This is a genomic window from Chryseobacterium sp. 27AL, from assembly GCF_057815395.1.
Window position 1 is genome coordinate 375,680 of the sequence record NZ_JBYRIW010000001.1, and the last position, 15,863, is coordinate 391,542.

Annotated in this window: 12 protein-coding genes; 5 read left to right on the forward strand and 7 right to left on the reverse strand. The window is 37.2% G+C overall.

Features of this window, described 5'->3' with window-relative positions:
- The first annotated feature begins 16 nt into the window (after positions 1 to 16).
- From AC3WV0_RS01685 to AC3WV0_RS01705, 5 genes are all read left to right on the forward strand, one after another.
- Positions 17 to 3,319: a TonB-dependent receptor gene (locus tag AC3WV0_RS01685; RefSeq protein ID WP_488843398.1), complete on the forward strand. Its 3,303-nt coding sequence runs from the start codon at positions 17 to 19 to the stop codon at positions 3,317 to 3,319.
- A 291-nt stretch (positions 3,320 to 3,610) separates the two neighbouring features.
- Positions 3,611 to 4,912: a hypothetical protein gene (locus tag AC3WV0_RS01690; protein WP_488843400.1), complete on the forward strand. Its 1,302-nt coding sequence runs from the start codon at positions 3,611 to 3,613 to the stop codon at positions 4,910 to 4,912.
- 67 nt (positions 4,913 to 4,979) lie between these two features.
- On the forward strand, positions 4,980 to 5,909 hold the full coding sequence (locus AC3WV0_RS01695) for a T9SS type A sorting domain-containing protein (protein ID WP_488843402.1): 930 nt from the start codon (positions 4,980 to 4,982) through the stop codon (positions 5,907 to 5,909).
- A gap of 135 nt (positions 5,910 to 6,044) precedes the next feature.
- A complete protein-coding gene (locus AC3WV0_RS01700) occupies positions 6,045 to 6,785 on the forward strand; it encodes a hypothetical protein (protein WP_488843404.1) in 741 nt (246 codons plus the stop codon).
- Between the two features lie 12 nt (positions 6,786 to 6,797).
- Positions 6,798 to 8,156: a S41 family peptidase gene (locus tag AC3WV0_RS01705; RefSeq protein WP_488843405.1), complete on the forward strand. Its 1,359-nt coding sequence runs from the start codon at positions 6,798 to 6,800 to the stop codon at positions 8,154 to 8,156.
- A gap of 349 nt (positions 8,157 to 8,505) precedes the next feature.
- Here the strand turns inward: AC3WV0_RS01705 and AC3WV0_RS01710 are convergent, their stop codons facing one another.
- The 7 genes from AC3WV0_RS01710 to AC3WV0_RS01740 all read right to left on the reverse strand — a co-directional run bounded on the left by AC3WV0_RS01710 (position 8,506) and on the right by AC3WV0_RS01740 (position 15,540).
- Positions 8,506 to 10,230 carry an FAD/NAD(P)-binding protein gene (locus tag AC3WV0_RS01710; protein ID WP_488843407.1) on the reverse strand — a complete coding sequence of 575 codons (1,725 nt, stop codon included), beginning with the start codon at positions 10,228 to 10,230 and terminating at the stop codon, positions 8,506 to 8,508.
- Between the two features lie 170 nt (positions 10,231 to 10,400).
- Complete coding sequence (locus tag AC3WV0_RS01715) at positions 10,401 to 11,531, reverse strand: serine hydrolase domain-containing protein (protein ID WP_488843409.1); 1,131 nt, start codon at positions 11,529 to 11,531, stop codon at positions 10,401 to 10,403.
- Positions 11,532 to 11,704: 173 nt separating this feature from the next.
- Positions 11,705 to 11,983: a hypothetical protein gene (locus AC3WV0_RS01720; RefSeq protein ID WP_488843411.1), complete on the reverse strand. Its 279-nt coding sequence runs from the start codon at positions 11,981 to 11,983 to the stop codon at positions 11,705 to 11,707.
- 129 nt (positions 11,984 to 12,112) lie between these two features.
- Entirely contained in the window at positions 12,113 to 12,985 is an 873-nt protein-coding gene (locus tag AC3WV0_RS01725; protein ID WP_488843413.1) for a helix-turn-helix domain-containing protein, read from the reverse strand.
- Between the two features lie 67 nt (positions 12,986 to 13,052).
- Positions 13,053 to 14,174 (reverse strand): alanine racemase, encoded by a 1,122-nt coding sequence (locus AC3WV0_RS01730; RefSeq protein WP_488843415.1) that lies wholly within the window; start codon positions 14,172 to 14,174, stop codon positions 13,053 to 13,055.
- A 1-nt stretch (position 14,175) separates the two neighbouring features.
- Complete coding sequence (locus tag AC3WV0_RS01735) at positions 14,176 to 14,622, reverse strand: GNAT family N-acetyltransferase (RefSeq protein WP_488843417.1); 447 nt, start codon at positions 14,620 to 14,622, stop codon at positions 14,176 to 14,178.
- A 9-nt stretch (positions 14,623 to 14,631) separates the two neighbouring features.
- A complete protein-coding gene (locus tag AC3WV0_RS01740) occupies positions 14,632 to 15,540 on the reverse strand; it encodes a universal stress protein (RefSeq protein ID WP_488843419.1) in 909 nt (302 codons plus the stop codon).
- Positions 15,541 to 15,863: the final 323 nt, after the last annotated feature.

Sequence of the window (15,863 nt, forward strand, 5' to 3'; positions counted from 1 at the left end):
AAGAGAACACTAAAAAATGAAAAGTTTGAAATGTAGTTTTACCATTGCGGCAATATTTTTCACCATAGCAGCTGAGGCTCAGGAACTGTCACAGAAAGTGTCGTTTTCTGCTCCTGCGGGGAAGCCTTTGATCGAAGCACTTGAAGAGTTTGCGGGTAAAACAAGAATGAGGCTGGCTTATTCTAAAGCAGATATTAAAGAATTAAAAATAAAAACAACAAAATGTGAAAATATTCCTGTCCATGATTGTCTGGATGATATGACTAGCGGACTTCCGATCATGTACCGTCTCCGCGGCGATCTTATTTCAATAAAATATAAATCACAAAACGCTTCTGCCTTCGGAAACGGAAAAATTTCCGGGAAGATCGTTGATGAAGTGGGAAATCCTGTTGTCGGAGCAGAAATTAATATTTCGGGGATCAAAACAGTGACGGATAACAACGGAGATTTTACAGTGGAACTTCCTTCAGGAGTATATACATTAATCGTAAAGTCACCGAAATACAATTCTCTACGGGTAGAAAAACTTTCTGTAAATAATAATGAAACCAATACGGTTTCCTTTGCCATGAGGTCGCTTTCGGATAAAATATCGGATATAAAAGAAGTGGTCATTACAGGAACACGGAAAGCCGATACCCAGGCGGGATTATTAGCTCAACAAAAAAAGGCAGCCCAGATGAGCGACGGGATTTCCGCAGAGCAGATTTCAAAAACACCGGATAATGATCTTGGGGCGACACTGAAAAGAGTGACCGGAGTGACCACCATTGATAATAAATACGTAGTAGTCCGTTCAATGGGAGAGCGCTGGAATACTGCTGCAATGGATGGTATTAATCTTCCAAGCACGGAGGCTTATAACCAGAATTTTTCTTTTGACATTATTCCGAATTCGATGGTGGAAAGTGTCGTTATCAGCAAAACCGCAACACCTGATATGAACGCAAGCTTTGCCGGCGGATTGGTGGAAGTGAGAACAAAAGATATTCCTAATGAAAACTTCACTACCGTAACGATGGGAACTTCCTACAATGATATTGCTACTTTTAAAGAATTTCTGACCCGTAAAAGAGGTAAATATGATTATTTCGGATACGATGACGGAACAAGGGATTTTCCCATGGACCTTGAATATACCGACTGGAACAATCCTCTGTTTTTTGAGCAGTCGAGACGCTTTACCAACGATAATTTTACGAATTACCGTACCAAAGCAGACATGAACTCCAATATGCAGCTCGCACTGGGAAGAAGCTTTAAAATGAAAAATAATAACAAATGGGGATTTGCCGGAGCACTTACGATAAGAAATGAACAGAATAAACTCGATATTGATCATACCGGACGGGGCGGATGGCTTGACAATGCCGGACTCATCAACAATTGGCAGGAACTGGGAGTAGCACCAGTAAAATTTTTTAATTTTAAAAATAAAGGAGCATCTTACAGCTACAATTCCACGATAGGAGCGATGTTGAATTTTGGGTTGCAATTAGGAAAAAACAGACTGTCTTTCAGAAATTCATATACCCATATTTACGATCAGACGCTTACCAGAATTACCGGCTGGAACGAATATACGGGAGGCACCGGACAACCGGCAATGGCAGAAGGTTCATACAATTATTTTTATCATGGGATTATTCCCAATAATGACCCTTCTCAGCTGGCTGCTTTAGACAGACCTTATACGGATAATACGGATTATCCTGTCTACCAGACTTTATTACAGAATAAGCTGGAAGGGAATCACAAGATAAAAGAGGTGGAGATCAACTGGTTTGCAGCAAGAACAGGTGTAATTTCTGATACAAAAGATTATACGCAGTATCAGACATTCTATGATTTTGTAGGAAGTGAAATTTTAACCTACCATCAGATTTATAATTCAGGAAATAACTTTTCAAGAGGATATATCGGAAATAAAGAAACCGACTACAATTTCGGTGCTTCAGCAAAATGGAAAATGGATGTTGGAAATTTTAAAACTGATATTAAAGTAGGATATGCAGGCGCCATAAAGAAGAATACCAATGAACAGCAGAAATTTTTTCTGAAAGTGGATGAAAACCGCGATGTTCCGAATAGTGAAAAGAATTATCTTCTGATGTACGGCTTACTTTCCGACTGGTTTGATGGCTCGCATTACACACAGGGCGGCATCGGATGGCAGACCAAACCACTTTATAAAAATGACAGGTACGAAGGAGAGGTAAAGCAGCACGCACCTTATATCATGTTTGATAACCGGTGGAAAAATAAATTAAGACTCGTTTGGGGACTGAGGGCAGAATATTTTAAATATAATCTGATCTCTCAGCAGCTTGATCCATCTGATCCCAGAAATGTAACCAAGGAAGCTATTGAAGAAAAGCCCTGGCAGTGGATGCCTTCCGCCAACTTTACGTACAGTCCGTCTGGTAAGATTAATGTAAGGCTGGCGTACAACAGATCAGTAATCCGTCCTCAGTTTAATGAAAGAACAGGTCTGCCTTATTTTGATCCTGTTGCCAACGGATTGATCTACAACACAGAGATGACCTCTTCTGTAATCAATAATTATGATTTTAAATTTGAATGGTTTCCGGGTTTGGGAGAAATTATTTCGGCAGGATTGTATTACAAAGATATCGACCGGCCCATAGAACGTGAAGGATACATTTCCAGCGAAGGGAATTTGTTTCTCTATAATGGAAATTCTAAAAATGCCAAACTGAAGGGCTTTGAAGTTGAGGTCAGAAAAAGCCTGGGTTTTATCAGAGAAAGTACATGGCTGCAGCACCTTTTTATCAGCGGGAATTTCACGTACAACACGACAAAAGTAATCGCTTTTAAAGACAATTACAAAACCGAAGATACAGATGCTACCTATGAAGTTGAACGTCCGCTGTATGGGCAGACTCCTTATGCATATAACCTCGGACTTTTATATGACGGTGACCGGTTCGGGCTGAGCTTTTTATATAATGCAAAAGGCGATCAGTACATTACCGTAGGATATGCCTACATCGGGGAAGAGATTCAGAGGCCTTATGCTGTTGCCGACGCACAGATTTCTTATAAATTATTAAAAAATAAAAATTTAGAAGTAAAACTGAATGTCAGAAATCTATTTAACAGGGTAAAAGAATTCTACAACAATTTCAATTCTTATTCTGTATTCAAAGGCAGCGGAACAGATTATGAAACCCAGAGAGAAGCACTCGAACTTTTACCGGGAGCTACCAATAAATACGATAAAGATATCGACAGGGTATTATTCAGGGCGTATAACGGAAGAACTTTTGGCCTAAGTGTGAATTATACTTTTTAGAAATATTAAATAAAAGAAAAGAGCTCATTGCAACGTACAGGTTAACATCCTGAGATTGAATCTAATCATACTGATGATGCGCGCCACAGTATTGATTCAGAATAACTGAGCTGGTATTTTCCCGGATATCAGCGGTGAAAAATAGGGAACTCTTCATTATAGCTCCTCATATAATGCAGCGTAAAAAAAACAACCAAATCGCAGAGATACAGAGGCGGGTATTTCTAAATATTTAAAACATCAGGTCTGGAAAAATATATAAAAAAGCCTGATCATTCAAAAACTTTAACAATGAGAAAATTAACTTTAATCGCAGTTACAGCTTTGTCTCTTACAGCTTGTCAGAATGAAACTTTAGCAGATTCTACATCTCCTTTCGAAATGAAGCCTGCTTCTGCAGAATATTTAACGGCTTCTTCACTTACTGTTACCACAGTTTCTGGTGCAATCACTGCCAATACGACTTGGAGTGGGGTGGTTGAGCTTGATGGTATTGTAACCGTGAAAAACGGAGCGACACTTACTATCCAGCCGGGAACTTTTATTAAAGCAAAACCGACTGCCAACAACACGGCGACAGGAGTTTTGGTAATCTCGAGAGGAAGTAAACTTAATGCTGAAGGAACTTCTTCACAACCAATTATCTTTACAAGTTACAATCTGTTGGATGGTGACGAAAGTACAACTGCAAAACCTGGAGATTTCGGTGGTGTGATCATGCTTGGAGCTGCACCTACCAACAAACCGACGACGACTGTAATCGAAGGTTTATCCGGTGTCGATTATCAGTATGGAGGTTCAAATGCTTCCGATAACAGCGGTATATTGAAGTATGCGCGCATTGAGTTTGCAGGATACGATCTTCTTGCTCCTAATTCAGGAAACGAAATCAACGGATTAACTTTAGGAGGCGTTGGAAGCGGTACTACTTTAGATCATATTCAAGTAGCTTACGGTAAAGATGATTCTTTTGAATTTTTCGGAGGTACCGTAAATGCATCAAACCTTATCTCTTTCGCAGCGGATGATGATAATTTCGATTTCGATTTCGGATATTCAGGAACCATCAACTGTGCTTTGGCTTTGGCAGATCAAAATTCTACGCACAGTCAAAGTGGTGCTAACCCTGACTCCAACGGTATCGAGCTTGATAATGACGGAACAGGTTCTTCTGCATCACCTTTTACTCATCCGGTGATCAATAACCTTACAATTGTTGGCGCTGGTACTTCTACCTACGGGTCATTGTATGAAAATGCAATCCATGTAAGAAGAAACGGGAAATTAACATTGAACAATGCTACAGTTACAGGTTATCCTGTTGGCGTATTATTGGAAACAGTAAGCGGTGCTCCTGTGAATCTTTCTGATCTTAGCTTCACCAATGTACAGGCTTATGGTTATTCTTTCAACTTTGCTTCATTGGTAGGATCTACTAAGGCAGCTCTTACAGTTTCTGGAGGTACAGCGACTACACTTAACGGAGGAATGCCTCAGCCTTTCTTCAATGCTGGTACTGTTGATCTTGGATCAAGAAATTGCGGAAATTTCTTTGCTTCATGGACTAAATATGATTTCTCAATACTTGAATAACTTAATTGCAGGGAGCAGTGTAAAATCGCTGCTTCCTGCCTTTTTTTAATCTGATAAATATTTCATAATGAAAAAGACATTTTTATTTTCTATCCTGTTATTGCCTCTGCTGGCGTATTCTCAGCTTCCTGTCTGGGTAAATTCTTTCGATACTCCTCAGGATCTACAGGGATGGACATTTTATGACGGAAACGGCAATAACAATCAATGGCAGCAGGGAAATAATATTTTTTACAACGGAACGGCCCTGGCCTATGGCTCTTCCGGAGTATTGAGGTATTCTATTAATCTTGTTCCTACTGGTACAGCAGCTAGCTTTTCGACGGAAAACGACTGGGTCGTATCTCCAGAAATCGATCTGACAGCAGCTTCAGGAACGATTACGCTGGCGGCATATATCAGCAGACAGAGAACAACGCATACCATCGTCGGACGTGATCTGTGGATTTATGTAAGCACTCCTCAAAAACCGGTACCTACACTGGCTGACTTTCAGGCACTGACGGTAGACGAAAATGGGAACAATATATCAAGCCAGTATACAATTATTGCCGGAAATACAAATAATCCATGGCCCTCTACGGATTTAAATCAATCTGCAGAATGCCTGGTAAATCTTTCCAGTTTTGCAGGAAAGAAAATTTATATCGGATTCTGGTCAAATAGAACTACTACAGGCCTTAACGCTCAGAATATCAATATAGACGAAATAGGAATTTATGCTTCTTCCCTTGTACTGGGCACGAAGGAATCAAAAAGCCAGAAAGGTATTACTAAAGTAATGCAAAATCCTGTATCAGCTTCTTTACAGCTACAGCTTAACCCGGTTATCAGCGAAAATGCAACCACAGTAAGTATTTATAATATGTCGGGACAGAAGGTTTTAATGTCCAAATATTCAAAAAATATCAATGTGACTGCTTTGTCTGCCGGAACTTACCTTGCAGAAGTATCTGATGGAAAAACTACGGAAAAACTGAAATTTATTAAAAAATAATTCCTTACAAAAGGAAACCATGAAAATTCAAAGTAAACATTTTCAATTAGATTTTAAAATTAGGTAATTGCCCGATGCCAGATCGGTTTTGGGCAGTTTTTTCTAAGCTTCGATTATGATTTAATGATAAATAAGATGAAAAACATTTTTGCACTTTTATTATTTACTGTATTTTTTTCATGTACGGACAACAGTACTTTAGAGGTTTATGATAAAGACCAAAAGGCTGTTGAAGTAAATGTAAAAGGATATTCAAAGCCGGATATGATCCAGATCAGGCTGAATGGTCAGCCGGTTTCCATCAATGGAGCATCTTCTTACGACCAAAAAATAGAAACTAAAATCAATTTTGTATTGGATAAAGGTGAAACTGATGAACTCGGAATTTATAACAGCCAGACAGGTACTCAGATTGCTAAATATTCCATTACTTATAACAATAGTAATGACTATAAAAACCTGAATTTCTTTAATCTGCCCGGGATTTTTTTGCAGACGTATGCGGTAAAGCCGCAGGTCAATTTAGGAAAAGTAGGGTTTGAATTTATCTTTCCTAATCTCGGAGAATTTTCGGGATCATCTCTCGAAGGGGTAAAAGGTGTTCTGAAAAGAGAAAACGGAGTTGTGCTTGCCGAATTTGATAACATCGGCAAAAAGGATTTTACGGGCGTAAAAATATATAATTATTTCAGTGCTTCGGCTCCGGTATATCTGGAACTGTACAAACCAGGAACCATGGAACCTTATACAGGTTCAGCAGTAATAAAAGTAGCTCTAAAACAGGATATCGGTGCCAATATGATCGTAATTCAGGAAAAAATTGAAAACGGTATGCTGGTGCTGAAAGGCGATATTGACGTGGCAGATTATTTATAACGATAATGCTTTATGAAAGACTTTTTAAAAATTCAGTTTATATTGTTAATGTTTTTGTCTGTATGTGCTGTTTCGTGTAACAGGACAGATGACGATGCCCCAAACTTCCAGGAAGGTACGACGGAATATACGAATCTATGGATTCAAGACAGCATGCGCAGGTATTATTACTGGGCAGAGCAAATGCCTGCAAAGCCGGATTATCATCTTCCTGTAAAAGATTTTTTTAAAAGTTTATTGTCAGCTCAGGATCGCTTTTCCTTTATCGTCAATACCGCCGATGCCTCCACTTATCCAAAATCTGTTCGGAATCTGTTCGGTTTCGATTATGCAATTTTACAACTGGCTAATGGGGAAGTAGCAGCAGTGATCAAATTAGTCCTGAAAAATTCTCCCGCCTCCAATTCAGGGCTGGAACGCGGAATGGTGATTAAAAAAATAAACGGACAAACCATTACAGGCACTAATGCGGAACAGCTTGCAGAGAATATTTCTAATCATACAGTTCTGGAGCTGACGGTAGGAAACTGGGAGAACGGATCGATGGTGAATGAAAAAAATGTGACCGTCTATTATGGCTATTCTTTTTCACAGCCATTACTATCCAAGATTTTTGAGCAAAACGGAAAAAAAACAGGATATCTTTATATTTATGATTTTCCGGATGGAATGACTTCCGCTTTGAATCAACAATTTATTCAATTCAAATCAGCAGGAATTCAGGAGCTTGTATTGGATCTTCGCTATAATTACGGAGGTTCTGTTTCATCAGCGGCAGCACTTTGTTCAATGATTCCGGTGGGAATTTCTGCAAACTCTCCATTTATAGTCTATAAAGGAAATAAAAATGGTGGTGAAGTGAAACGCACTTTTGCCCGGCAAATAGCTTATGATGCTGGTGCAATGTCTTTTACTTCGTTGCATGCCAATTCTTTAGGACTAAATAAAGTTTATGTTTTAACTTCAGGAAGCACAGCGTCTGCAGCGGAAATCGTTATCAATAATTTAAAGCCTTACATGGAAGTTATTCAGGTGGGTAATACTACTTTAGGAAAAGATATGGCTGGATTTTCTATTGAAGATAAGCGGAATCCAAAGAAAATTACCTGGCAGATGCATCCTGTCATTTATAAAGTTTTCAATGCTGACGGTGAAGGGGGTTATATCAACGGAATCGATCCGCAATTCTCTGTTAATGAGTTTAATAATTTGCCGTTGCGTCCTCTTGGTGATCCGGATGAAATTTTACTTTCGTATGTTTTTGGTAAAATTTATTCGAAGCAGGGAAATGTAGATCCTGGAAACAATGTTAAGGTGCTGTTTCAGAGTGACAGTCCTGCTGCGGAGTTTTCAAAGTTGAATTTTAAATAAAGAAAAATGCAGGGAATAGAGCCGAAAATCCATACAAGTCTCATAGAACGGATGAAATATTATTCGGATCTTGTAAAGAATTCGAAAAACAATTCGTGTATTAGTACTGAGGAGTCAAATTTAATGATTACCCAGTTGAATGAACTCTATGAAGATTATTTAAGCAAAAAAAGACATCTGGAAAAAAGCATAAAAAGCTACCGTGAATTTTACCACGGACAGCAAAAATTGCTGACTCCTCGAATTCGACAACTTAAAAAGGGCAATAAATAATTTCGACGGTATATGTAAAAAGCCTGCCGTAAGGCAAGCTTGTATTTGTTGTTGTGGATTCATATTCAAGGTGTTACTACGATATTATTTTATCAGCAATAATATCTTGTTTTAAAGATAGAGCTACTCTTTTCCCGGCAGTATCGCAAAAGTCAAGACCTGAATAATCGGGATTTAGTCCTGCAATAAATGGAACGGACATGATAAAGAGATTTTCAGTAGCCTTTCCGTAATAATCGAGTGCCTGAAAGTGATCATTGATATTTAATCCGTCAACACGGAGATAATAATTTTCATCGTCCATTCTGAGAATTTTGCTGCTGTCTTTCTCAAAATGAACCTCTCCGATATGACTATCTTTAAATTTTAAATAACCTGAACTGATGAAACCTTCTTCACGAAGACTTTTGAAAGGAATATCATTGAAATTGACCGGCTGCTGGCCAATAGCGTCGATGTACATTTTATAATGATCAGATTTTTCATCACCTGTATGAGAATCGGTGTAATGATACACAATACCTTCATCGCTTGGCTCTACAGAGCTATCATCACTTACACTTACGAGGCTGATTAATCCCTGATTATACAGTGCAATGATTTCCCTGTATGAAGATTGAGGCAGGGATGCAATGATTACGGAAATTAAAGGAAGCAATGTTTTCCGCATTCTGAGCATATCTTCGGCAGAAAAATGTTTGGCAGGATAATTTATAGCATAGCTGAATGCTGAAAGTGTTTCTTTCCATGCAATCGTCTGATGTCTTTCAATTGATTTCTGGGCTTCATAATATTCAGCTTTAAAAAGTTCAAAACTGTCCAGTTCTTCTCTTATGCTGAGCATTTTTTTTACAAAATCTTCAATACTGAGATCTTTGATTTCATTATAAAATTTTTCGTTTTTCTTACGCAGCGGCTGCTTAAAATTACGCTCAAATACATAATCCAGATCTACAAAGCCGCCGTTATTTTTTTTATAATCGTAAATTTCTTCCTGAGACATGATCCACCCCTCTGAAAAAGCACTGCCTTCCGAATGAAAACGTAATGCAGGCAGATAACCTCTTTTTGAAAATAAAGTAAGTGAAAAATTGCTGCTTTCTTCATTTAAAGTATAAACAATTTCATCATCTTTTTCAGTGAATTTTCCATTAAGTCTTGCCAGCGTTTTGATGGCGTCAACCGCAGTAAGAGAAGTTCCGCGTATCGCGATCGGGTAATTGGTAGGACCGGTAAATTTGGATGGAGGGTAAGGAGAATCATACCAGCCGTTTATCGTGCCTTCATTTTTTTTAGACCAGTGATGACCTGTACATAGTATTGTTGCTAAACATTCGTAGATTTCATCCTTGTCAGTAATTACTTCAAAAAAGTCACCTTTTTTGCGAATGTCCGTAACTGTTGTTTCTGTGTGTATTTTGACATGAACACCCCTTTTACCCGCACTTTTCAGAAGTAGGTTAAACTGTTCTTCAAGATAATCGCCTAAGATAAGCCGTGGAATTACTTTATATTCATTAATGTCATGATAATCAGAAAAATCGGGATGATGCGGGTAGGGTTTTCTTTTGATAAAAGATGAAAAATCCTCTGGCAATTCAGGAAGCTCGTTAGCTGAAACATTAGCAACATGTTCAACGTCAGCACCTTCGTGGCTGTACGGCATTCCTGCTCCAAGTCTTGTCCCTTTTTCAAAGATATACAATGTATGAGGATATATATTTTCGGAGATTAAATGTTTTACAACAAATAATGCTGCAGGCCCGCCTCCAACAATTCCGATACTGTCGATTTTTTCCATATCTATACTCTGTTTTGCAGTGATAAGTGCAGAATCAGGCCGGCTTATACAAAAATATTCTGAAGCGGTTTATGATTGCAGTCATGATGTACCTTCAAAGCGTATGCCAGTACCTAGGTATCCCGGTAAGTGTGGTATGTGTTTCGGTTGGTTGAAGTTCTTTGAATACATTACATGATTCGGGAAAATTCTTCGGCAAAAAGCTTTACCTGAAGAGGTCTTTTCTTTTCGTCTACATCAAGTCTGTTGTAAAAACCGGTTTTTACAATCACCATTTTCTTTTCCGGAATCATAATGATAAACTGCCCTAAAAATCCATAGAAAAAACGGTATTTCAGTTGGCTTTCATCATCTGCCCATATCGTAAAGCAGAATGCATCGTTTATTTTTGTGGGGGCCAGCATTCTTTCGCAGTAATCCCGGCTGATCAGCTGTTTTCCTTTCCATTCCCCGTTTTGCATAATAAGCTGCCCCAATTTTGCAAAATCACGTGGTGTTGCATGAATGCAGCAGAAAGCTTTTTCAACCCCTTTTTTATCAATACTCCATTTTGCCGGAGACTCCATGCCAAGGGGCTTCCATATTTTTTCGGAAAGATAGGTGGCAAGATCTTTTTGTGTAGCTTTTCTTAACGCCAATCCTAAAAGCTGAGCCGCAACACTTTGATATTCGTAATTTTGACCGGGCATTTCTTTACATTCAATTTCGAAAGCCTGTTTGGCAAGGTCTTCAACGAAATATTGTTTTGAATTTTCCGAGAAAGGGTGGTGGTATTCTTCTTTCCAATCCAACCCCGCCTGCATCGTCATCAGATGATAAAGGGTGAGGTGCTTTCCATAGCGACTTTTTTTATACTTAGGAAAAATTGACGACAAAAGCTGGTTTTCAGATTGCAGATAACCATCATCAATAGCGCATCCTACCAATATGGAAAGAACACCTTTTGCCATTGAAAAAGAATTCATTAATGAAGTAGAATTATGGTTTTTCCAATATTCTTCATAAAAAATCTTATGATCACGAATAACAACAAGAGATGATGCGCGTGTTTTTTTTAATTCTTTGAGAATTGCTTCGGAAAGTTCAGCTGAATTATAATCCGGCGCTTTTGGCCAGGGTTCAGGATTAAAATTAGGAATGCTGCGTGATGAAAATTTATCCACATCATCGCTTGAAGGTGTCACAGGTCCCTTTTTTATATTCAATGCAAAAGCTTTAAATATAAAATTATATCCTGAAAGATAAATAACCGCGACTAATGCTGAGGCTGTGACTACAAATGCAGATAAAATTTTCTTCATAAATTATAAAGTGAATACAATCCGTTGATTTACTGTACAGATAACTTTTTATCTTTATTCAAAGGTTATGCCGTCACTTTATTATTGATAAATTTAAGTGGATAAAAGGCTGAAATGCATTATACAGGCATTATGGAATGATTTATTGAATGTTAAATAATAATCGATTATTATTAAGCTATAATTTTTTCAATGTTGGATCTTGCGATCTGTAATGCTTCTTCAGCATCTTCAAAAAGAACTTTCATAGAAATCTGAAACCCATTCATCATAAAGTAGGTGACTTTATTTTCTGTATCAAAACTCAGGAAAGTAACCTGGTTGGCGTTAATAATTAAAGGGTATCCTAAAACCTTTGCACCGTCAATAGAATTTGGTTTACTGATTCTGATGATATTTGAGGCTTTAATGTAAATCAGCCCTTCTTTTGTGGTTTTAATGGTATAAGGCACCGGGTGTATTTTTTGCTAAAGTACTAAAACATCAGATAAAATGTAGATGATGTGGTATCTGGTATATGTTAAGAAGTGTTCAAGAATAATTGTTTATGGTATTGATTTTATGAGATAAAACTGATAGCCTTAAACTCTTTTTTGTGTCCTGTAGCTGTTGGGAGACATATTGTGAGCAGCCTTGAAATACTTCCCGAAATGTGAATTATCGTTAAATCCAAGCTCATATGAAATTTCCGTGACAGATAGTGTGGTATGCAGAAGAAGTCTTTCAGCTTCTAATATTACCCTGTTTTTTATAAGACGACCTGCACTTAAAGCCAGCTGCTCCTTGACAAGTGTATTTAAATAATTAGGAGTAAGATTAAGCTTAGCAGCATAAGGCGCTGTAGTTTTGAATTCCTTATAAAACTGATTAACAAGTTCCGAAAATTTTTCTACAATTTCCCTTTTGTGATCAGCAGGCATATGATTTTCTTTGATCAGTTTTGAAGCCCTTATGAATCTCAATATGAATATTTTAAGCTGCATACAGATGATTTCTCTGTTAAACATGCTGTTTTTCGAATATTCCTTTTTGATGTTGTACAAATTTTGCCAGAATTCATTTCTGGATGAAGTGCTGAGTTTAATATGCTGCGTCATCTCTGCCAATGCGGTATCACTTCGGATAAGCTTATTCCCGGTATATACATGGTTGTAAAAAGATTTGGTGAACAAAACAGCATAACCTTCCGGTTCTGACAGCGGATTAAAATAATATACCTGATTATAGTTTAAAAAAAATAAAAGGTCTTTACCCAGCTCATACAGCTGATCATCAATAACCACTGATCCCGATCCTGTTTTAAAAAGAAAAATGGCATAAAACCGGTTTCGCCAGTGCTTTTGCAGATCGAACCTTTTAAAGAACTCGGCAACAGGCAAAATCAGTATATCATTTTTCAGGTGATGAATCTTTTCCAGATGATGCAGTTGCAGTGTTTTAATGTCCTTTTTCAAAATATAAAGCTTCTGTGATTCACTAAATATAAAGAAAATACCGCAAATTGTCTGCGGTATTGAGATATTACTTAAAATTAATTTCTGATTTTTTGCGTATTTTCTCTATTTTCTTAGTATTTACGACCTTTTTGTCAACATAATCTGAATTCATTGCCCGCAGAACAGCAAGGTAACTCACGCCAAAGTCAATTTCATCGCCTACTTTTACAAGCTTTTCTTCGTCGGTGATATGTAAAATCATCATATCCGAACTTGCTCCGATAACTTCAAAATCTTTATCCAGAGGGTATACCTGTTTTATGTCAATATCAAGAACACCAAGGTCCACGATAGCTCTGAAAGAAGTTTTGTCCTTGTCTTCCTGATTATATTCCGGACTGTCTCCCGTAAGGTTTTTGCCGACTTTTCCGGTAGGAATCATGGGTTTTTCTATCACTTCAATGACTTCGGCTGTTAATTTAAAAACATCACGATGCATCCCTTTAATGAAAGTATCGTTAAAAACGTCGGTACCGAAAAAAAGGCTTTCGCCAATCCGGAAATGGTTAATTCCTTCAGGAACATTACCATCTTTCAGCAATGGAATTGTTACGGAAGATCCGGCGCTGATATAAGGGATTTTCTTTTGAAAATGGCGTTCGGCATCCCGTCTGTACTTCAAGAGAGTATTGAGCTTTCCACGGTCGGGCAGAATCCCGTTGAGGCATTTCAGATTGGTACCTATCCCGGAAACTTCAATATTGGGAAGTTTTATGACTTCAGCATAAAAATCTATCAGAGAATCAGCCATGATCCCTTCACGAAGTTCTCCCATTTCTATCATAATGACAATACGGTGAATTTTTTGCTGTTTAAAAGCTTCTTCTGATAAAGCTTTTATGGTTTCAAGCTGAGAATTAAAACTTACATCAGCATATTTTACAATGCTTGCCGCAAGGCGTTTCGCAGGAGGTTTTATGTAAACGGTTTTGGTTTCCGGTGAAAGCTCTTTAATCTTTTTCAGGTTGCTCAGACGGGAATCACAAATATCTTTATCAACTACGGATAGCAGATTTTTTAAAAATATTTCATTTCCGCAAAGAAGTTTGGCAACGACTGCCCATTCTATTTCGTGTCTGTTAAAAAGATGATTTAAAAAATTATAGTTATGAGTTAGTTTTTGTGTATTTAATGTTATATAAGACATGTTATTTTTTTAATCGCATTTCGAGATATTTGGTTTTGAATCCCAGTTTTTCATAAAGATGTCGGGCGGGATTTTCCTTTTCACAGTGGAGTGCGATATCACCTTCTGTGTTTTCGATTACTTTTTCGAGTATCTTTTTGCCGATTCCCTGGCCCCTGGTCTGTTTATCTGTGGCAATATAGACAAGAATATTTTCCGGAATATATCCGCTCATTCCTGTTTTATTAACTATGCAGACTCCTTTTAGCTCTTCTGTCGATTGATCTTTGGCCATTATGATCAGGCCGCCGGGCTTATTTTCCTTTCTCAAAGCATAATGTATGGCCTTTGTAATGTCAGCCTGTGAATCACCGTACTGTTCAAGATGTTCAAAAAGAAATCCGGAAATTTTATTAATATCAGTTGTTTCATTTAATTGTTGTGGTTTGTATATTTCTATTGTTGTCATCTGTTTATATTATCCCGGGAAGGGTAGTGTGATATCATACCCTGTTGGCTCCGGCCCCGGATCTGTTGCTTCACCATCCTTAAAAAATAACAAAGGCACGGATGTGTTGTTAATGATCTGTTTAAAAAAATTCTCTGAAAAGAAAGATTTCCAGCCTTCTTCATCGTGATAATTCAGGATAATAAGATCAAACTTTGCATCTTTGGAAGCTTTTGAAATTTCCACTGCTTTGTCATTGCTTACAACGAAAGATGCGTAATGTTCTTTCTCATCTCCTTTTAAAGACTCCCTTATTTTTATAAAAGCTTTTCGGATATCACGGAAATGCTCATCTCCTGAAATACCAAGCAAACCTATAAATCCGTTATTTTTTTTGGCAATAAGCTTAGAAATTTCAAGTTTTTCATCAAGCTTTTCAAGAACCCTTATGGGTACCAAGATCTTTTCAAACTTATATTGATGAGAATCTTCCGGCATCATAAGTACAGAGCATTTAGCTCCCGTAAGGATCTGATAGGATGATGATCCCAGAATAAATTCACGGAGTCCCTGTTTTCCGGATGTTCCGGTAATAACGATGTCTACGGATTCAGAATCGATAATTTTGTTGATACTGTTTACAATATTATCATTACCTATAATTTTATTGAAGGTAACATCGCTGTACATTTTTTGCAGATTATTTCTCATGAGTTCGAGGCTGTTTTCTGCATCTTTATAATGTTTACTTACCGTGTCTTCTCCTATCATCTGTCTTCCTGTTCTGTCAATAATAAAAAAGTTCATTACATTGTGAAACAGTATGACCCGTGCATTATGGCGTCTTGCCATATGAACAGCAAGTGTTGTGGCACTATCTGTTTTTTCTGTAAAATCTACAGCAACAAGTATTGTTTTAATTTTGATGTGTTTTTCCATATCATTGTGATTAAGAGTACAAAATTACTCAGAATAAAGAAATTTTTACATCATAAATTATCGGTATTATGGTATATTTTACTTTTATTTCTGTTTAAATTTAAGTTTATATACCACTTTTTAAATTTTTTTAAAAATTTTTTTTCTTTAAAAATTAACTTTTTAATCAAAATTTTAGCTATTCATTGTTGAAAATTGATCAATAACAAAATATTTTATTTAAATTTTTAATCTTATAGTAATATTATATAAAAGTGGAGTTATTTTATGTTAAGTCTATCGTGCTTATTCAAAAACTAATACAAACGTTTTATTTAGTATAT